The sequence below is a fragment of the Yinghuangia sp. YIM S10712 genome, assembly GCF_051388935.1.
In the GTDB taxonomy this organism is placed as follows: domain Bacteria; phylum Actinomycetota; class Actinomycetes; order Streptomycetales; family Streptomycetaceae; genus Yinghuangia.
Window position 1 is genome coordinate 84,788 of sequence record NZ_JBPKBI010000009.1, and the last position, 18,352, is coordinate 103,139.

The following is an 18,352-nucleotide window of genomic DNA, read 5'->3' on the forward strand; positions in this document are numbered from 1 at the left end:
CCCCCCCCCCCCCCCCCCCCCCCCCCCCCCCCCCGCATCCGCATTGCTCTGTCGACCGCCTTGTGACACTACGGCTGTTCGCGGCCCCGGACGGCCGGAAGGTGATCCGTTCCGGGCCGTCCGGGTGTCACCGGGCCAGTACCGTGCCACGGTGCCCGTGACTTCACTTGACGGGGTGTCAGTGCGTGACGGCGCTCGGGTCGACCCGCACGTCCTCGCGGCGGATGCGCACCAGGGCGAACGCGATGAGAGCCGAAGCGAACAGCATGATCGACGAGGCGAGGATCGCCGTGGTCCAACCGGCCGCCGACGCATGCGCCACCACGGACGCGGTCGGCTGCCCGACCTTGTCCACCTGCTCGTCGAGGTCGCTCTCGAACGCCGACGTCGAGATGGTCGCCAGCACGGCGAGACCGATCGTGCCGCCTATCTGCTGGGTCACGTTCAGCACGGCGGAGCCGATGCCGGCGTCCTCGGCCGCGATGCCCGCGGTCGCCGTCGTCATGATCGACACGAACACCGCGCCCATGCCGAAGCCCATCAGGACGACGCCCGGCAGGATGCCGCTCCAGTAGTTCGAGTCGGTCTCCAGGAACGACAGCCACAGCAGGCCCGCACCGGCCACCAGCGGCCCCACGATCAGGAAGGGCCGCGGCCCGCGAGTCGTGATGAGCCGCGACGTCACCTGTGCGGAGGTGATGACACCCACGGTGAGCGGGAGGTACGCGGTGCCCGCGAGCACCGGCGAGAGGTCCAGCAGCTCTTCGTTCTGCATGAACAGCGTCAGGAAGAAGAAGGTGCTCATCATGCCCGCACCCGCGAGCATCATGACCAGGTAGCCGCCGGTGCGCGTCTTGTTGAGGAACAGCCGCAGGGGCAGCAGCGGTTGGCGCGTGCGCAGCTCGATCGCGATGAACAGCGCGATGAACACGGCGGCCAGCACGAACGCCACCAGCGTCACCGAGTCGCTCCAGCTTTCCTCCGCGGCGCGGATGAAGCCGTAGACCAGTGCGGAAACACCCACGGTCGAGGTGATCGCGCCCGGGATGTCGAAGCGGCCCAGGCCCCGGCCGGCTTCGGCGATCTTGTCGGCGGGGAAGACGCGCGGAATCGCGAGCGCCAAGCCGATGCCGATCGGAACGTTGACGAACATGACCCAGCGCCAGTTGGCGTATTCGGTGAGGAAGCCGCCCGCCAGCAGGCCGACTGCGGCGCCCATGCCGGACACCGCGGCGTAGACGCCCAGTGCCTTGTTGCGTTCCGCGCCTTCCTTGAAGGTCGTCGTGACCAGCGACAGCACGGCGGGGGCGGTGAACGCGCCGCCGACACCCTGCAGCGCCCGGGCCGCGAGCAACGTCGCCTCGTTCTGGGCGAACCCGCCCAGGAGGCTGGCGAGCGTGAAGACCAGAAGGCCCCATATGAACATCTTCCGGCGGCCGAGCAGGTCGCCGAGCCGCCCGCCGAGCAGCAGCAGGCCGCCGAAGGTGAGCGTGTACGCGTTCATGACCCAGGTCAGCGAGGCCTCGGAGAATCCGAGCGCCCCTCGGATGTCGGGAAGGGCGATGTTCACGATCGTCGCGTCGAGCACGATCATGAGCTGCGCACCCGCCAGGACGGCCAGCGCGACGCCCGGGGAGACCCCGCGGCTCGGCGCTTCGGACGATCCCGTGGTGGCGGCCACCTCGGGGGGTGCCGTGGACATGTGTGTACCTCGCAGATTCTGACTTGCGGTTTTGCTGACGGCTTGGCAGGCGATGCGAACGTTTTGCCGGCGGTTTGGCCGGGGGCGAGTTGTGGAACCTCCTCTCTTTAGAGGACGGTTCCGTACTCTGAGAGAGACTAAGCAAAGCCTTTAGAAGACGCAACCGTTTTCTGTACGATGACGCTCGGAGGTGCGAACGGATGGCCAAGGCCAAGGCGGACACGCAGGCTGACGTACGAGTCGGCGTGCGGGCCGACGTGCACTGCGACGCGATCGGCGGCCTCGCGGTCGAGGTCGGCTGCGACCACCGCCATCTCCCCAGGCGCCGCGGCGCCGTCTTGGAACAGGCGATCCGCCAAGGCGTCGTCGAGGAGCTCGCCGAGCGCGGGTACACCGGGCTGACCTTCGAAGGCGTGGCCGCGCGTGCCGGGACGGGGAAGTCGACACTCTACCGTCGCTGGGCCGACAAACCGACCATGGTCGTCGACTGCCTGTCCGCCGCCATTCCTGCGCCCGACGCCCACCGCCTGGTCGGCGACCTGCGCGAAGACCTCGTGACGGTGCTGTACTCCTACGCGGAGGCGTGCGCGGGGATCGCCGGCCTCGCCCTGCGCGCGGTGTGCGGCGAGGCCGCGCGCTGCCCCGAGCTCGAACGCCTGTGGCGTGAGCGCGCGGCCGAGCCGCGCCTGCAGGTCATCGGCCAGGTCATCCGGGACGCGATCGAGCGCGGCGAGGCCCGTCCGGGCGCGGCGGAGCGAGAGTGCCTGTTCGCCGGTCCCGCGATGGTCGGCCAGATCTACATGGCCACCGACGAGCCGCCCACCCGTGACGAGGTCGCCCGCATTGTCGACCACGTGGTGCTGCCGATGATCGAGGCGCGCAAGCCCGCCGATCTGCCGTGACGTTTCCGCACGCCCGGAGGCGGAACGCGCCGCCGTCTGGTTGAGGCGACGGGCGGCGGCAGCGTCCCGCTCCGGCTCCGGTCACGGTCTCGGCGCCTCCGGGAGGGGGTGTCGGAACAGCCGCGCGGCGTTGGCATGGGTCAGCAGCCGCAGCTCCGGGACGGGGAGGTGCCCCCAGGCCTTGGCGATGACGTCCTGCGTGTCCGGCCACGTGCCGTCGCCGTGCGGGTAGTCCGTCTCCAGCATGATGTTCTCCACGCCGATGCGGTGGCGTGTCTCGATCGTCGACGGGTCGTCGAGCGTACAAAAGCGGAAGTTCCTGGTCAGGACGTCGGCGGGGCGTATGCCCCACTTCTGCGCGAGGCCCCCGTAGCCGGAGCGGTCCACGAGGTTGTCCAGCCGGTCCAGCAGCATGGCCACCCACCCGATGCCGCCCTCCGACATGGCGATGCGCAGCCCCGGGTGGCGGACCGCGTAGCCGGACCACAGCCACTCGGCGCATGCCTGCAACGACAGTTGGCCGAACATCGTCGCACCCAGTTCGAGCATGGGAGCGCCCGGTGCCATGTCGGCCATGCCTGACGAGCCCACGTGCAGGGAGATGACCGTGTCGGTCTCCGCACACGCCTCGATGATCGGGTCCCAGTGCCCCGAGAACAGCGACGGCAGTCCGATGCGGTGCGGGCGCTCCGGCAACGCGACACTGCGGAAGCCGCGCTCCGCGTTGCGGCGGATCTCGGCGGCGCCCTCGGCCGCGTCGGTGAGGTACGTGATGCCCAACGGGATGATGCGGTCCGGGTACGGCTGCCACCACTCCTCGTACAGCCAGTCGTTCCACGCCCGGGTGACCGCGGCCCCGAGGCCGGGGTCGCTCGCCTGCGAGAACACCCGGCCGCAGAAGCCGGTGATCTGCGACGGGAAGTTGAGCGACGCCCAGATCCCGGCAATGTCCATGTCGCGGATGCGCTCGTGGATGTCCCAGCAGCCCCGCCGCATGTCCTCGAAGCGCGTCGGCTCCAGCGAGCGCGTCTCGGGGCGGCGCCCGGCGACGGCGTTCATGCCCACCTGGGTGTAGCGCTCGCCGTCGAACTCCCAGAGCTGGTGCCCCTTGTCGTTCTCGACGACGCGCGGCGCACCCGGCTGGAAGCGGGCGGGCAGCCGGCCCTCGAACATGTCCGGCGGTTCCACGAGGTGGTCGTCCACCGAGATCACCGTGTAGCGGACCTCGCGCGGTTCGGGGTCGGGGAGGAGCAGGTCGGTCACGCGCGGCACTCCCTGGCCGTTGCGGGAACGGCGATAGCTGGTACGCGAGTTGATGATGGGTCAGGACGACACTCGCACCGTAGGCCGATCAGGCGCGCGGCGACAAGGGGGCGTGCACGCACCCGTCGGCCCTCGCAGACCCGGTACGCCGCAGGTGCGGTCGTGCCGGGAACCGGGCAAGTCCGACGAGCCCGGATGGGCCGAGGAACCCGACCCGGCACGACCGCTCGGCGATCAGCCCTCGCGCCGTGGCCGGAGGACGTAACCGGTGTAGCCGTAGTCGCCGCCGTGCTCGGCGCGCATGGCGATCTCCGCACGGGTCATCGCGACCGCTTCCGCCATGCCGGGCTGTCCGGTATCGGCGGCGTCGCAGCGTGCCGCCAGCGGTGTGTAGTAGCTGTCCCACCAGTCGGCTTCGGGCAGGGGATGGCGGGCGGCGACGTCGTAGCCGGCCGCGTCCGCCGCCGCGGTGTTCCGGTCGGCGGTGCGCAGTTCGTACTGCCCTTCCCAGAAGGCTCGCGCTTCGGGGGAGGGCGTGGCGGTGGTCCATTCGGCCTCGGTGACGACCAGGACACCGTCCGGGCCCAGCAGGCGTCGCCAGATGCGCAGGGCGCGGTCGAAACCGATGTTGTAGACCGAGCTTTCCGCCCAGATGACGGTGAAGTGACCGTCAGGGAACGGGAGTTGGTCCATCGAACAGTTGAGCGTGCGGATACGGTCCGCGAGCCCGCGGCGCCGAGCCTCGGCGTCGAGCTCGTCCAGGAACGGCTGGTGCAGGTCGACGGCGATCAGATCGGCGTCCGCCTCGGCGGCGAGCACCAATGCGGACCCGCCGGGACCGCAGCCCGCGTCCAGGATCCGCGGCCGGGAGGGCAGCGGACCGGCCAGCCGCAGCAGGTGCCGTGTTGAGGCGTCCGAACCGGGGCCCTGCCGGAGCAGTCCGCGGTGCAGGGCGAAGAAGGCGTCGATGACAGGGTTGTCGGAATGCTGGGACAACGTGAAGACCCTTGGATCGGCCCGGGACGCGCGCATGCGGCCCGGGGACCGGGCTCAGCTCAGCCCGGGAGACAGGAAGTGAGGATGCGTCGGACGCCGCACGAGGCAGCGGTCTTCACGACAGTCATCAACTCACCTCCTTGAGATCCGTGTGTCCCTCATTCGGCCGACAGGTTGCCGCCGCCGGTGATAGTAGCAGCCATCCTCGTGCGTGGCTTCCGCCGCACACCCACGCGTGCGTGCCCTCGAACCCGACCGCAATACCGTTCGGTCGACAAGTGGTTCGGCGACACCGGTCCGAGACACCGCTGCCGGAGCCGCATGGCGCGGCTCCGGCAGCGGTTGCCCGGATCAGTCGTTCTTGTGCAGGTCCGCGTTGAGCGTGCCCCACGACTCGGTGCGGCCGATGCCCTCGACCGCCCCGGTGGTCGAGTTTCGGCGGAGCAGGAGGCCGTCGCGCCCGGAGAGTTCGGAGGCCTTCACGACCGTGCCGTCCTCCAGAGTCACGCGGGTGCCCGCGGTGACATAAAGGCCGGCCTCGACCACGCAGTCGTCGCCGAGCGAGATGCCGATGCCGGCGTTGGCGCCCAGGAGGCACCGCTCGCCGACGGAGATGACCTGCTTGCCGCCGCCGGACAGGGTGCCCATGATCGACGCGCCGCCGCCGATGTCGCTGTGGTCGCCGACGACGACGCCCGCGCTGATGCGGCCCTCGACCATCGACGCGCCGAGCGTGCCGGCGTTGTAGTTGCAGAAGCCCTCGTGCATCACGGTCGTGCCGGACGCAAGGTGCGCGCCGAGCCGGACGCGGGTGGTGTCGGCGATGCGCACACCCGACGGGACGACGTACTCGGTCATCCGCGGGAACTTGTCGACGCCCGCGATCTCGAACGGCACCCGGGCCGCGCGGGCGCGCAGCCGCGCGGCCGACACGCCGTCGACCGGGACGGGCCCGAGGTTGGTCCACGCCACGTTGGCGAGCAGGCCGAAGATTCCGTCGAGGTTCGCCCCGTGCGGGCGGACCAGGCGGTGGCTCAGGAGATGCAGGCGCAGGTACACATCGTGAGCGTCGACGGGCGCCTCGGCGAGCGAGCCGATCACCGTGCGCACCGCGACGACCTCGACGCCGCGCAGCTCGTCGGCGCCGAGCCCGGCGGCGACGTCCGCACCGAGGGCGGCCACGGCCTCGTCGGCGTTCAGACGCACGGTCTCGGCCTTGTCGCCGCCGGACGTCAGCTCGGGGGCGGGGTACCAGGTGTCCAGGACAGTGCCGTCCGCGGCAAGGGTGGCCAGGCCGGCGGCGACGGCGCCTGAGGTGGGGGAAGCAGTCTCGATCACCCGGCCTACGTTACGTGAGGACAGGCATCCCACGCCGGGGCGGCCCATCCCATGGACCCGCCGCACACCGCGGCACGCCCCGAGCCCGCACACCGCGCCCGCCAGATGTGGGGGGCACAGCGCGGGGACCTCGACGAAACCGCGTTCCGCACCGCGATGGAGCACCACGAGCAGGCCGACCTCGCTTTCCGCGCAGGCCGTGTGCGCCCCCTGTGAGCCGTGTGCGCCGGAGCGTACGGAACGCGCATCGGCGGAAAACCGCACGTCCGCTGCCGTCCATCCCCTGCCCGGTGCCGCGCGTCCGGGAAGTCCGCAAAGAGTAGAGGGGTCCCTCCACTGCGGCCCCGTCCCGACTCCGGCACGCTTTCTCCACGAGCGCCCGCACGCTCAGCGGGGGCCCGTGTCCGCCGTCCGGGGGGTCGGCGGCACGACCGCGCGAAAAGGTCGCCGGCGGGCCCGCCTTCACGGCAGGTCCGTTCGGCGCCGCGCGACGGCGGCAGGCCATCGGCCTGCACCGCCCGAAGCGTCAAGCGGTTCCGAAGAGCACCCACATCGCCGAACACCTTGGATCAACCTGGACAAAAAAGAACCAAGCCAACGAAACCTGTGCAAGGTCCGGAACCACCCCGGACGAAACAACGGAACAAACACCGGACCGGACCCGGACCCCACCTGGCCCGGGCCCATATGGACGCGGCGCGGATCGCGCCGATCGCGTGCCGACGACCCGCTGTCAGGCTTTCTGACGCGGCACCAGGTCCGGTGAAGCCATCGACGAGGCGAGAGGCACGCGTGCGGCAGACGGGGACGCACGCGTGCCGGCGAGGAGATCACCGTGGTCCTCGACCACCCCACGCACCGAGGCCCCAGGAGCGGCACCTCGCCGGGGCGCGGTGCCTCGCCCCGCGGGGCCGGGGCGCGCTGGCGGTCCGCGGACACCGTCGTTCCCGGGGTGCCCGGCCACGACGGATACGACCTGCGTGACTTCTTCCTCGACATCACGCTCGCCCCCGACGGCACATTCCTCGGCTCGCACACGACCTACATCATCGACGGCAAGCCCGACGACGACCCGGCGGACGTGACCCGGTTCCGCTACCGGCGCTCGCATGTGCTGCTCGGGTACGCGTACGGACACCTCGACCTCGGCCGGGGCGCCGGAGCCATAACGATCGAGGGCTACGGCCACAGCGCCTTGTCGCTGAGCGTCGACCGGGCGATTCTCACACTCCGGCTGCGCGAGTCGGTCATCACGTACTGCCCGGTGCTGTACACCCGCGCGGTCCTGTTACGTCAGCGCTGAGGCCCGTGACCGAAGGGCCCGCCGGGCTTCGTGCCGTCGCCCAGATCGAACTCCGCAAGGCCCTCGCGGTCGGTGTCCAACTTGGCGTACACCGCCGTCAGATGCTTCTGCACCGTCCCGAGCTGCACGCCGAGTTCGCGTGCGACCGCGGAATTCGACAGCCCCCGCACGACCAGCCGCGCCGTCTGGCGTTCGCGCGTGGTCAGCGCCTCGACGCCGGTCCGGTACGCCCGCCGGGGCCGCCCGCCCGCCGCCAGCAGCTCCGCACGTGCTCGTTCCGCGAGTCCGTCCGCACCACACCGCACCGCCGCCTCCAGGCCTTCGCCCAGCCGCAGACGCGCGTCCGAGATGCGCTTCGCCCGCCGCAGCGCGGCACCGAACTCGACCAGCGAGAGCGCGTACTCGTAGCGTGCGGGAGAGTCGGCAAGCCACCGCACCGATTCGCCGAGTTTTGCGAGCCCTTCGGCGCCGCCTGTCACCTGCCCGGCCACCCGCAACGCGTGGCCGAGCGCCGACGGCGCACCGAAGACGTACGCCTGGCCCACCGCGCGGTTCGCCACCCGCCGCGCCGCCGCGGGGTCGTCTCCGACGAGGGCGAGAGCGAGGTTCGGACGCCACGGACACCACGCGGGATTGGTCGCCCCCCGCGCGTCGAGCAGGCGGCCGGCCTCGGAGAAGTCCGCCGCGGCCTCCGCGTATTGGTGCCGGGCCAGCCTCAGTTCGCCGCGCACGGTCTGCGGGACGGGGAAGACCACGGCGTTGGGGAACGGCCCGCCGAACGAGTGCTCTTCGGCGATCGCCTCGGCCTCGTCGAGCCGTCCGCGCGCCACCAGGATCTGGATCAGCGTGCCGAGGGCGTACCACCGTGCGGGCGCTTTCGGCCCCAGCCGGTCCGCGTAGTCCCAGCCGGTCCGCGCGTCCGCCTCCGCCTCGATCAAGCGGCCCTGACGGTACCTCAGCTGCGCCAGGATCGTCTTGGCGAAGGCGAGATGCGTCCCGTGCAGGCCGCGTGACTCCAACTCGCGGATGCCGTCGAGGAAAATCCGCTCCGCCCGGTCCGGCTGGTCGCAATACACGAACGACTGCGCGGCCAGACTCGGGACTTCGAGGCTCCAGTCCTCGTCCACCCAGCTCAGCGGCGGGTCCAGGGCGCGTTCGGCGTACGCCAGCACCTGCACCGCAGGGTCGCCGCGCACCACGCCGTACCACGCCCGCATGCCCAGCAGGCATCGCTCGGTGGTGTCCGTCCCGGCAAGCCGCCCGGCCAGCGAACGCAGCCGCCGGGCCCGTGTGTGCGCCTCGGTGTCGTCGACCCAGAACAACGCCCACAGGAAGTGCTCGGTCTGCAAACGCAGTCGGGCACGCGACAGCTTCGTGGTGCGCGCCTCCGCGTCGAGCAGCCGCACCGCCTCCGCGAGCCTGTCGTCGTGGGCGAGCGCCTTCGCGAGCCGCAGCACGATCACCTGCCGGGACGGGTGTTCGGCAGGCGCCCCGGACAGCGCCGCGTACAGATGTTGAATCGCCGCGCGCGGGTCGTGCACGAACGCCGCGAGACCCAGCTCGTAGAGCACCGCCGTGCGTTCCTCACCGAACGGCGGCTCGTTGAGGGCGCGCAGCAGGTTCCGGTACGCAGAGTCCGGCGCGCCGGCACGCATGTCCTCCCGCGCCGCCCCGCGCAGCCGCGCGACGACCCAGGGGTCACCCGACGGATACGTCACCAGCAGGTGCGCCGCCGCCTGGGCCTCGGCGTGTCCGTCCGCGATCAGCAGGCGCGCCGCCCGCGCGTGCAGCGCACCGCGTGCCTGCGGCGGTATTCGCCGGTAGACCTCGGTGGCGATGGTCGGATGCGCGAACTCCAGTTGCTCGTCGCCGGCCAACACCCGCACCGCGCGCAGCCGGTCGGCCGGGGCCACCGCGTCCTCGGGGTCCAGGTCGGCCAGTGCCGCCGCCCGCCCGAGCGTGGCCTCCGCGCCGAGCACGGCGACCGCGCGGGCGAGGCGGACAGCCTCCGGCCCGGTGCGTTCGAGGCGGGCGATCATGCCGCGTCCGACGATCGCCGACGCGAGCCCTTCCAGAAGCCGTGCGTTCGCCGCGTTGGGCTTGATCCGCCGGTCCGCCACCTCGCCGATCAACTGCCCCACCACGTAGGGGTTTCCTTCGGTGGTCGCGTGGCACAGCTTGCAGAACGCGTCGTCGGCGGACGGCCCGATCCGCTGCCGGACCATGGTGTCCACCGCGTGCGGCGACAGCGGCGCGAGATCGAGCCGCCGGGTGCCGGGCATGTCCGCGAGATCGCCGAGCAGGTCGGCGTTGGGCGTCGGTTCCTCGGGGCGCCGGGCGATCAGCAGCAACACCGGCATCGACTCGACCGTACGCGCGAACGACTCCAGCCAGGTGAGCGATTCACGGTCTGCCCAGTGCGCGTCGTCGACCAGCACGACCACGCGCCCGCGCCGCTGGCTGAGACCGGCCATCAGCCAGTCCAGCGCATCACGCACGCCCTGCGGATCCGGCGGGGGACTGTCGTCTGCCGCCGCCGGGGCGAGGCCGATCGCCGGGGCGACGAGGTCCCACCAGCCGCCCAGCAGCTCGTGGCGCTCCGCCTCGTCGCATGCGGCCAGAAGCCGGCGGAAGAGCTGCCGCACGACATGGAAGGCGCGTCCCTGCTCGCGCTCGCCGCCCTTCGCCTGCAACACCGTGCAGTCGTTGGCGACGGCGACCCGCCGAGCCACCTCGACGAGCGACGTCTTGCCGAGGCCCGCCGCGCCCTCGAACACCACGACGCCGCCGCGCTGTGGTGGGCCGCACAGGTCGCGGACCAGCGTCTCGATCAGGGAGAGTTCGTCCCGACGCTCGAACAGCGGTTCGTCCGAAGGGTTGTACGCGGCCCCGGCCGCTGTGCTCACGAGTACTCCTCAGGGCCGCGGCCCGGCATCAGGGACGGCGGAAGCTGGCCCATGTCGACAAGCTCTCCGCGTGCCGCGTTCGCCAACGCGTCCGCACCGCATTCGACCGCGACCGTCAGCCCCTCGAACAACGGGTCCACCGCGTCGCGGTCACCGAACTCCCGGCGCAGCACCATGCCGTACTCCACCAGCGTCAGCGCGTATTCGTAGCGCGCGTCGGAGTGTTCGAGCCACATCAGTGCGTCCTCGATCTTCGAGAGCCCCTTCTGGCCGCCCTCCAGCCGCCCGGTGACGCGCAGCGCCATCCCCATCGCGGACGGTGCGCCGAAGCGGTAGGCGCGGCGCAGGGCCTCGCAGGCCTCTTCGTACGCCTCCTCCGGGTCGCGCATCGCGAGTGCCTTGGCCAGGTTGATCCGCCACGGGCACCAGGCGGGGTTGGACACACCCCGGTTCTCCAGTTTTTCGCCGGCCTCGCGGAAGTCGTCCTCCGCCTCCAGCGGCAGGTTCATCGCCAGGCGCAGCTCACCGCGCACGGTCTGCGGCACGGGCGTGACAACGGTGTTGGGGAACGGCTCCTTGAAGTCGTGCTGCTCGGCGAGTTCGGCGGCCTCGGCCACGCGTCCGCGTGCGATCAGCACCTCGATCAGCACGCTGAGCGGGTACCAGCGGGCCTGTGCGAGCGAACCGAGGCGCATGGCGAGGCGCAGGCCGGCGCGGCAGTCCTCTTCGGCGAGGGCCAGCTTGCCCTGCCGGTAGCGCACAAAGGAGCGCAGCGAGTACGCGTACGACAAGTGCGTGCCGAGCCAACCGTGCGCCCGCAGCTCGTCGATGCCCTCGGTGAAGAGCTCTTCGGCGCGGTCGTTGCGGTCGCAGTACATGTACGTGAGCGCGAGCAGGCCCGGGATCTCGAAACCCCACTCCTCGTCGGTCCACGTCAGGCCGGGTCCCCACGCCTGGTCGGCACTCGCGAGCACCTGCACCATGGGGTCGCCGCGCACGACGCCGTACCACGCACGCAGCGCGAGCAGGCAGCGCTCGGTGCGGTTCTTGCCCTCCAGGCGTACGACGAGGTTCTTCAGGCGGCGGGCGCGCGTGTGGTAGTCGGGGTCGTCGACCCACCACACGGCCCACAGGAAGTGCTCGGCCTGAAGCCTGAGGCGGGTCGTGTGCGAGTGGACCGCCTGGGCTTCGGCGTCGAGGAGTTCGACGGCCTCGGCGACCTGGTCGGTGTAGCCCAGCGCGCGGGACAGGTGCAGCACGATCGACTCGCGCAGCACCCGGTCGCCGTTGTCGTCGGCGAGTGCGGCGCGCAGGTGGATGATCGCCTGCTCCGGCGAGTTGACGAACCAGGCGCGGCCCAACTCGTAGCGGACCGCGGCGCGTTCCTCGCGTCGTGGCGGTTCGTTCATGGCGCGTTGCAGGCAGCGCAGTGCGGAGTGCGGCGCACCGGCCTTCTTGTCCTGGTCGGCGGCGAGCCGCAGTTGCTCGACCACCCAGGGGTCGCCGCACGGCTCGGTGGCCAGCAAGTGCACGGCGGCGGATCGCGCGTCGCGTCCGTCGGTGACCAACAGCCGTGCGGCGCGGGCGTGCAGAGCGCTGCGGGCGCTGGGCTGGATGAACTGGTAGACCGCGGTGGCGATGAGCGGGTGGACGAAACCCAGAACGTCCTCGTTGCCCAGGATCGCGGCGGCGCGCAGCCGGTCCGCGATTCCCCCCGACGTCGGACACGGGGATCTCCGCGAGCGCGGCCACGCGCACCGGGGTCGCGTCGGAGCCGAGCACCGCGACCGCGCGGGCGACCGCGATCGTGGCGTCGCCCATGCCTTCGAGCCGGGACGCCAGGCGCGGCCCGATCTGTTCGGCGGCGATGTCGGGGAGCAGTTGAGCGTGGGCGGACGTGGGCGCGAGGCCGCGCCGCCGGAATTCGTTGAGCGTCGCCCACAGCACGAAGTTGCTGCCGCCGGTCACCTCGGCGCAGCGCTCCACGAACGCGTCCTCGGCGGGCCCGAGCACGGCCTTGACGACGGACGACACCGCGTGCGGCGAGAGCCGGGCGAGCCGCAGGCGGTGGGCGCGGTCGAGCGAGGAGAGTTCGCCGAGCAGGTCGCGGGCCTCGGTCAGTTCTTCCGTACGCCGGGCCACCATGAGCAAAACCGGCCATTGTTCGAGGTTGCGGGCGAACCCGACGAGCCACTGCAACGACTCGGTGTCCGCCCAGTGGGCGTCGTCGACCAGCAGGACGACCGGGCCGTACCGCTTGGTGAGCCCGGTCATGAGCCAGTCGAGCGCGTCGCGCACACCGAGCGGGTCCGGGCGGGATCCGGACGCCGCGGGGCACAGGCCGACGGCCGGGGCGATGATGTCGTACCAGTCGCCCAGGAGTTCGCCGCGTTCGTCGTCGGTGCAGCGGGCGAGCAGGTTGAAGAACAGTTGCCTGACGACGGAGAAGGACCGGGCCTGTTCCCGCTCGCCGCCCTTGGCCCGCAGCACGGTGCAGTGGCTGGCCACGGCGACTCGGCGGGCTTCGTCGAGGATGGTGGTCTTGCCCCAGCCCGCCTCGCTCTCCACCACGAGGAGTTCGCCCGGGAGCGCGGCGGTGCCGCCCGTGTGGGCGTGTTCGCACAGGGTCTCGATGACGCCGCGGACCGCGCCCATCTCGCCGTCGCGCTCCAGCAACTCCGTGCGCGCCGTCGGGAGCGTTTCCGAGCCATTCCGGCCGGAGACGCCGACGGCCGCGGCGCGGCGCACGTCGAGGGGGCGTGCGCCGTCGGCACGCCGCGCAAGCGCTCCCGACGGGAGCGCGTCCGGCGGTTGCTCCGCCGCTGGTCCGGCCGGTCGTCGGGCCAGGGGACCCGGCGAGCCGTTCACTTCTGCCATACCGGCACCTTCCCCACGAGGGTGCACGCGTCTGCCGAGGGCGGCCGGTGGGACGCGTTTGCAAGTCCCATCCTGGCCTATGAAGGTCACCCGATGTGCCCGCCTTGACACAGAAGTCCTCATCGAATCTCGAGATCCGGCCTCCGGCGCTGCGGCGCGGGGGAGTTCGGTAGCGCCCGGTTCCGCCGCCGCGTGACCGTCATGGGTCGGTTTTCGGACAGGTCTGTTCCGTGGGCCGCGGTCCGGGAGCATATTTCGTGGGTTTCCTGCCCAAGATGACTGGAAATGACCGAAATTGATGGTAGGCCCGTACTGTCGCCGACTCTTGACGGATCATCAAGTCCCGCTTCCAATAGGGCCGTCGCCGGGGGCACGCCGCCGCGCCCGGCAGGGAAGGGGGCGAGGGAATGACACCGGGGGCTCGACCGCACCGGAACGTCGCGCAGTATGGACTCGCCGGCATCGTGCATTGTCACAAGATCGAATATGGCATCACGGAGCACCAGTCGGCCACCGTCGCCGCAACCGCCCCCAACAACGCGTTCGGAACGGAAAGGCCTTGACGGTGCTCGAACCCCAGACAGGCATACCCCTGCATCCGGCCACGCCGCTCGCCGCGCCGCGGGGGGACGGAGCCGCAGACGGTGCGTTGCGCTATCAGCGCTGCACGCAATGCGGCACGGCGAACTTCACGCCGACCGAACTGTGCAGGGGGTGCGCCTCACGTGCGCTGGAATGGCGGGCCAGCGCGGGCCTGGGAACCGTGCACAGTTGGACCGTCGTGCGCCGCCCGACGGCACCGACCGCGCCGTACGCCGTCGCGATCGTCGACCTCGACGACGGCTACCGCATGCTCACGAACCTGATCGGCATCGAGTCCCATCCCGTGCGCGAGGGACTGCGCGTGCGCATCGACCCGCACGGCGCCGGCGGCGAACGCGTACTTCCGTATTTCCGGCCGCAGTTCCCGCCCCCGGCGGCGCCGGCCGACGCGGACCCCGCAGCCGACCGGCCGGCGCGCAAGCCGGCCGGCTGACCGCCTCGTCCGCCCCTCCGCACGCCGCTCGCCCCCGCTCCGCACGCGAAGCCCGCATGGGCGAGGATGTCATCGCGGTGGATCCGGGTAACACTGCATGCGGACCCCGGGCCGACCCCGGCCCGGGCGAGGATGCGGAGGTTCCGCGATGAACACCACGTCGGTCGCCGCCCTGGGCACCGCGGTCGTGGGGCTTTCCGCCTGCGCCTGGGCCTTCCTGCACGGCCCCCGCCAGAACCGGATGACGGCATGCGTGCTGGCGTCGATCGTCGTGTGCCTGGCACTCGTGTTCTGGTCCATCGGACGGGGCGGGCTCGTCGCGCTCGACGCCGCACTGGTGATCGGTGCACTCGGGCCACTGATCACGATCGTGGTCGCGGTCCGCGGCCGGGGCCTGGGGCGCGGTGAACCGCAGCCTCCCGCCTACTCGTCGCCGCAGCAGCCGCTGCCGGCTTCCTCCGCGGCGACCCCCGACGTCGCGCGGGCGGACAGGCGCCGGAACGCTAACGGCCGAGGACGGCACGCCCGCTGACGGCGGCGCCGCTCGGGCGTCGGCCGCGGCTGGGGAGCATCCGTCCGACCGGGCGCCCACCGCGTGCATCTCAGAGGGCGGTACGCGACGCTTTGCCTGGTTTGATATCGCCTGATGGTGTGGTTATGGGATGTTCGGGCGGGTCGGCGGGATTGGCCGTGCTGGAGTGGGCGAGTGAGCGACCGCAAGCCCTACAAGAGCGATCTGTCCGATGAGCGGTGGGCCCTGGTCGAGCCGGTGATCGCCGCGTGGAAGGCGAGGCACCCGTCCGTCAGCGGCCACCAGGGCAACTACGCGATGCGGGAGATCGTCAACGCGATCCTGTACCAGTCCCGGACCGGCTGCCAGTGGGACTACCTTCCGCATGACCTCCCGCCGCCCGGCGCGGTGAAGTACTACTTCTACACGTGGCGCAACGACGGCACCGACCGGACGATCCACGAGCTGCTGCGCTGTTCGGTGCGCGAGCGCGCCGGGCGATTAGAGGACCCGTCCCTGGTGGTGCTGGACACGCAGAGCGTGCACGCCGCGGTGAACGTGCCCGCGGCGACGACCGGCAGGGACGCCGCGAAGAAGGTGCCGGGCCGCAAGCGCGGCCTGGCGGTGGACGTGCTGGGCCTGGTCATCGCCGTGGTGGTGCTCGCGGCGAGCGCCCACGACAACGACGCCGGCACCGCGCTGCTGGACGAAGTCGCCGTGCGGGCGCCGTCGGTGACCAAGGCCCTGGTCGACCAGGGCTTCAAACGGACCGTCGTCGAGCACGGCCGGACCCTGGGCGTGGACGTCGAGATCGTCGAGCGGAACCCGAGGCAGACCGGGTTCGCCCCGCAGCCGATCCGGTGGAGGGTCGAGCAGACGAACGGGACCTTGATACTGCACCGGCGACTGGTGCGGGACTACGAATCGCACCCGGCCTCCTCGGTCTCCCGCGTGCACTGGGCCGAGACCGACCGAATGGCCCGGCGCCTGACCGGCACCACCGCCACCAGCTGGCGCACCCCGGCCGACCCGGCACACGGCGAGCCGGCACACGCGGCATGACCATCAGCCGGCTCTTCGCCCGGATCACCGAACGGGAGACGGAACTCGCCGACCAGGCCGCCGCGTTGCGGACCGAGATCGATCAGCTCACCGCTCGGCTGCACGGCATCGAACGCGACCTCGAGCACGTGCGGATCACCAGGCAGACCGCCGCCGAACTCGCGGACGGCCTCGCCCCCGACGCCGTGGACCAGGCCGGCCCGGTACTGCCCGAACACCCGCTCTATCCGCAGATCATCGCGGTCTTCCACACCAGACAGCAGCCCCTGCGCGCACGCGACCTGTGCGAGGCCCTCGACCTCGGCCTGCTGCCGAAGGACATCGGAGGCATCCGTTCCAAGCTGAAGCGCCTCGTTGCCCGGGGCATCCTCGCCGAGGCCCAGCCCGGACTGTTCACCCACACCCGTCCGTAGGACACGCAGCACGCCCGCGACCAGCACACCTCACCCAACGCAAAACACGAACCCGGACATCAAGTCACGTACCGCCCTCTCAGTACATCTCGGTATATCTCGGTACGTCTCGACGCTGCCCCATGGGAGAGCGCCGCGACTCGCGGTTCGCCTCTGTCTTCAGCCCGTGTCCGGGCGGCGCATCGACAGCGCGACGAATATCCACACCACACCGGCCGTCGCCGCGAGTGTCACCACGACCATCGAGAACAGCAGGAAGAACGGCGTCCCCGCGGTGAACAGCGCGGCGAGGACGACGCACAGCACGACCGTCAGCATCCACACGCGGCGCCGGTCACCGTGCGGGTCCTGCCGCCGGCGCCGGGCGTGCCCGCGCCGACGTCGTCCGCTCGGTTCGCCGAGGGGGGGATCTGCCGACGAGTCTGCGGGCGCGTGCGCGTCCATCCCGGTGCCGCGCGCGGTGTCGGGGCCGGGAGCAGCCTCGTCGCCGTCCGCCGCGGACAACTCGGCGACGGTGCTGTCGCCGTCGATGCTCTCGAGACCGTCGACGTTGTCGATGCTGTCGACGCGACCCCGCAGTGGTCGGCGGCGCGTGCCGGGCAGACGCATCCGGCGCATCGCACGGTCCAGGTCCCGGTCCTTGCGCAATTCGCCTTCGATCCCGTCGAGCGCCCGCCTCTCGGCGGGTGTCAGGCGGACATCGTCCATCCCGATCGCCCCCTCATGCCTCGTCGCATGCGTACCGACCGGGCACGCGGCCGGCAAGCGCGGCATCCGCGTCGGTCGTATGTTCAGGATTGCCACCGGAAAGGGCCGCGACACCTAGGAAGCGCCTTGTACAGGGCCCCGGGTAGGGTGGCGCGGCATGGCCGACCGAACCACCGAGCAGCGCGAGCGAGAAACATGACCGGACCCGAGCAGGACGCGCCGAAGATCCCCGACGAGTTGCTGGAACTCCGGGACAGCATCGACAACATCGACGCGGCGCTGGTCCACCTGCTGGCCGAGCGGTTCAAGTGCACCAAGCGCGTCGGCGTGCTGAAGGCGGCCTACGACCTTCCGCCCGCCGATCCGGGGCGGGAGGCGGTGCAGATTCAGCGCCTGCGCGCGCTCGCGACGAGCGCGAAGCTGGACCCGGACTTCGCCGAGAAGTTCCTGAACTTCCTGATCGCCGAGGTGATCCACCACCACACCTCGATCCCGCGCGGGTGAACACCCCCGCAGCACGGCCCGCTTCGCCCCGAGGCTCCCGCTCAACCTCCCGCGGCATAATCGCGCGGCCGGTAGGGTTTCGGAGGAAGTACGGACAGTAGCGGGGCACGCGGGTCGGTAGGGAGCACGCATGATCCAGGAAGCGTCGCCGGACCAGGTGATGGTCGAACTTGTGGATGCCGACGGCAACACGATCGGCCTCGCGGAGAAGCTCGCCGCGCATCAGCCGCCCGGCCAGTTGCACCGCGCGTTCTCCGTCTTCCTCCTCGGCGACGAAGGCGGCCCCGACGCCGGGTCCGTGCTGATGCAGCGCCGGGCCCTGACGAAGTACCACTCGCCCGGCCGCTGGTCGAACACATGCTGTAGCCACCCGTATCCGGGAGAGCCCCCGGCCGACGCCGTCGCCCGCCGGGTCGGCGAGGAGATCGGTGTCAAGGCCGCGGGGCTGCGGTCCGCCGGGCAGGTGACCTACGACGTCACCGACGAGGTCTCCGGCCTCGTGGAGAAGGAGTACAACCACCTGTTCGTGGGCCGCGTCGGCAGCGGCGTCGACCTGAACCCCGAGGAGGTCGACGACGTCGCGTACGTCCCCCTCACCGACCTCGACGACTGGCTCGCCGCGCGCGAACACACCGCTTGGCTCACCACGGTCCTGACCGCGGTACGCCCGGCCCTGGAAGACCTCGCGTCCGGCCGCTGAGCGCGCGACGTGGGGCGGGGATGACGCGGACGCCGTCGACCGCGGGCGCGAAGGGCAGCGACAGCCCCGCCCCCGCCCGGCCGATCATCGAGCCCTTCGCCCGTGCGCGAAGGGCGGCGGGGGGGGGGGGG

16 protein-coding genes and 1 pseudogene are annotated in these 18,352 nt (G+C 71.4%); 9 read left to right on the forward strand and 8 right to left on the reverse strand.

The annotated features are described in order from the left end of the window. Positions 1 to 178 precede the first annotated feature (178 nt). The gene (locus ACRX5W_RS19490) at positions 179 to 1,702 is read right to left on the reverse strand and encodes an MFS transporter (RefSeq protein ID WP_436789486.1); all 1,524 of its coding nucleotides are present in this window, start codon (positions 1,700 to 1,702) and stop codon (positions 179 to 181) included. A 200-nt stretch (positions 1,703 to 1,902) separates the two neighbouring features. Here ACRX5W_RS19490 and ACRX5W_RS19495 point away from each other — a divergent pair, with 200 nt between their 5' ends. Next, entirely contained in the window at positions 1,903 to 2,604 is a 702-nt protein-coding gene (locus ACRX5W_RS19495; protein WP_436789487.1) for a TetR/AcrR family transcriptional regulator, read from the forward strand. Positions 2,605 to 2,685: 81 nt separating this feature from the next. Here ACRX5W_RS19495 and ACRX5W_RS19500 read toward each other — a convergent pair whose 3' ends face one another. The 3 genes from ACRX5W_RS19500 to dapD form a co-directional block, all read right to left on the reverse strand. Continuing rightward, entirely contained in the window at positions 2,686 to 3,867 is a 1,182-nt protein-coding gene (locus ACRX5W_RS19500) for an amidohydrolase family protein (RefSeq protein ID WP_436789488.1), read from the reverse strand. 234 nt (positions 3,868 to 4,101) lie between these two features. Further along, positions 4,102 to 4,863, reverse strand: coding sequence for an SAM-dependent methyltransferase (locus ACRX5W_RS19505; RefSeq protein ID WP_436789489.1), 762 nt, complete (start codon positions 4,861 to 4,863; stop codon positions 4,102 to 4,104). Positions 4,864 to 5,214: 351 nt separating this feature from the next. Beyond that, entirely contained in the window at positions 5,215 to 6,201 is a 987-nt protein-coding gene (gene dapD, locus ACRX5W_RS19510; RefSeq protein WP_436789490.1) for a 2,3,4,5-tetrahydropyridine-2,6-dicarboxylate N-succinyltransferase, read from the reverse strand. A 51-nt stretch (positions 6,202 to 6,252) separates the two neighbouring features. Between dapD and ACRX5W_RS19515 the strand changes: the two genes are divergently transcribed. Beyond that, positions 6,253 to 6,417, forward strand: a complete 165-nt coding sequence (locus tag ACRX5W_RS19515) for a hypothetical protein (RefSeq protein WP_436789491.1) — start codon at positions 6,253 to 6,255, stop codon at positions 6,415 to 6,417. A gap of 619 nt (positions 6,418 to 7,036) precedes the next feature. After that, complete coding sequence (locus tag ACRX5W_RS19520) at positions 7,037 to 7,504, forward strand: hypothetical protein (RefSeq protein ID WP_436789492.1); 468 nt, start codon at positions 7,037 to 7,039, stop codon at positions 7,502 to 7,504. On the opposite strand, the gene ACRX5W_RS19525 is transcribed toward ACRX5W_RS19520, so the two are convergent. The 3 genes and pseudogenes from ACRX5W_RS19525 to ACRX5W_RS19535 form a co-directional block, all read right to left on the reverse strand. Further along, positions 7,495 to 10,410, reverse strand: a complete 2,916-nt coding sequence (locus ACRX5W_RS19525) for an ATP-binding protein (RefSeq protein WP_436789493.1) — start codon at positions 10,408 to 10,410, stop codon at positions 7,495 to 7,497. The genes ACRX5W_RS19520 and ACRX5W_RS19525 overlap by 10 nt on opposite strands. Then, positions 10,407 to 11,942: a hypothetical protein gene (locus ACRX5W_RS19530; RefSeq protein ID WP_436789494.1), complete on the reverse strand. Its 1,536-nt coding sequence runs from the start codon at positions 11,940 to 11,942 to the stop codon at positions 10,407 to 10,409. Before ACRX5W_RS19530 ends, ACRX5W_RS19525 begins: the two co-directional genes overlap by 4 nt. Positions 11,943 to 12,615: 673 nt before the next feature. After that, positions 12,616 to 13,539 (reverse strand): annotated as a pseudogene (locus ACRX5W_RS19535) (AAA family ATPase); the annotation flags it as partial. Between the two features lie 313 nt (positions 13,540 to 13,852). Between ACRX5W_RS19535 and ACRX5W_RS19540 the strand changes: the two are divergent. The 4 genes from ACRX5W_RS19540 to ACRX5W_RS19555 all read left to right on the forward strand — a co-directional run bounded on the left by ACRX5W_RS19540 (position 13,853) and on the right by ACRX5W_RS19555 (position 16,309). Further along, positions 13,853 to 14,323, forward strand: coding sequence for a Zn-ribbon domain-containing OB-fold protein (locus ACRX5W_RS19540; protein WP_436789621.1), 471 nt, complete (start codon positions 13,853 to 13,855; stop codon positions 14,321 to 14,323). A 148-nt stretch (positions 14,324 to 14,471) separates the two neighbouring features. Next, positions 14,472 to 14,855, forward strand: a complete 384-nt coding sequence (locus tag ACRX5W_RS19545; RefSeq protein ID WP_436789495.1) for a hypothetical protein — start codon at positions 14,472 to 14,474, stop codon at positions 14,853 to 14,855. 174 nt (positions 14,856 to 15,029) lie between these two features. Beyond that, entirely contained in the window at positions 15,030 to 15,896 is an 867-nt protein-coding gene (locus ACRX5W_RS19550; protein ID WP_436789496.1) for an IS5 family transposase, read from the forward strand. Then, the gene (locus tag ACRX5W_RS19555; protein WP_436789497.1) at positions 15,893 to 16,309 is read left to right on the forward strand and encodes a hypothetical protein; all 417 of its coding nucleotides are present in this window, start codon (positions 15,893 to 15,895) and stop codon (positions 16,307 to 16,309) included. Before ACRX5W_RS19550 ends, ACRX5W_RS19555 begins: the two co-directional genes overlap by 4 nt. Before the next feature lie 159 nt (positions 16,310 to 16,468). Here ACRX5W_RS19555 and ACRX5W_RS19560 read toward each other — a convergent pair whose 3' ends face one another. Further along, positions 16,469 to 17,017: a hypothetical protein gene (locus ACRX5W_RS19560; RefSeq protein WP_436789498.1), complete on the reverse strand. Its 549-nt coding sequence runs from the start codon at positions 17,015 to 17,017 to the stop codon at positions 16,469 to 16,471. Between the two features lie 195 nt (positions 17,018 to 17,212). On the opposite strand from ACRX5W_RS19560, the gene ACRX5W_RS19565 reads away from it, so the two are divergent. Then, positions 17,213 to 17,521, forward strand: coding sequence for a chorismate mutase (locus tag ACRX5W_RS19565; RefSeq protein ID WP_436789499.1), 309 nt, complete (start codon positions 17,213 to 17,215; stop codon positions 17,519 to 17,521). 130 nt (positions 17,522 to 17,651) lie between these two features. Next, a complete protein-coding gene (gene idi / locus ACRX5W_RS19570) occupies positions 17,652 to 18,221 on the forward strand; it encodes an isopentenyl-diphosphate Delta-isomerase (RefSeq protein ID WP_436789500.1) in 570 nt (189 codons plus the stop codon). The last annotated feature ends 131 nt before the right edge of the window (positions 18,222 to 18,352 follow it).

Bases quoted from the DNA above. Each gene is read 5' to 3' on its own strand.
- ACRX5W_RS19560 (WP_436789498.1), bottom strand. From the start codon at position 17,017: ATGGACGATGTCCGCCTGACACCCGCCGAGAGGCGGGCGCTCGACGGG.
- ACRX5W_RS19555 (WP_436789497.1), top strand. From the start codon at position 15,893: ATGACCATCAGCCGGCTCTTCGCCCGGATCACCGAACGGGAGACGGAA.
- ACRX5W_RS19565 (WP_436789499.1), top strand. From the start codon at position 17,213: ATGACCGGACCCGAGCAGGACGCGCCGAAGATCCCCGACGAGTTGCTG.
- ACRX5W_RS19495 (WP_436789487.1), top strand. From the start codon at position 1,903: ATGGCCAAGGCCAAGGCGGACACGCAGGCTGACGTACGAGTCGGCGTG.
- idi (WP_436789500.1), top strand. From the start codon at position 17,652: ATGATCCAGGAAGCGTCGCCGGACCAGGTGATGGTCGAACTTGTGGAT.
- ACRX5W_RS19515 (WP_436789491.1), top strand. From the start codon at position 6,253: ATGGACCCGCCGCACACCGCGGCACGCCCCGAGCCCGCACACCGCGCC.
- ACRX5W_RS19490 (WP_436789486.1), bottom strand. From the start codon at position 1,702: ATGTCCACGGCACCCCCCGAGGTGGCCGCCACCACGGGATCGTCCGAA.
- ACRX5W_RS19545 (WP_436789495.1), top strand. From the start codon at position 14,472: ATGAACACCACGTCGGTCGCCGCCCTGGGCACCGCGGTCGTGGGGCTT.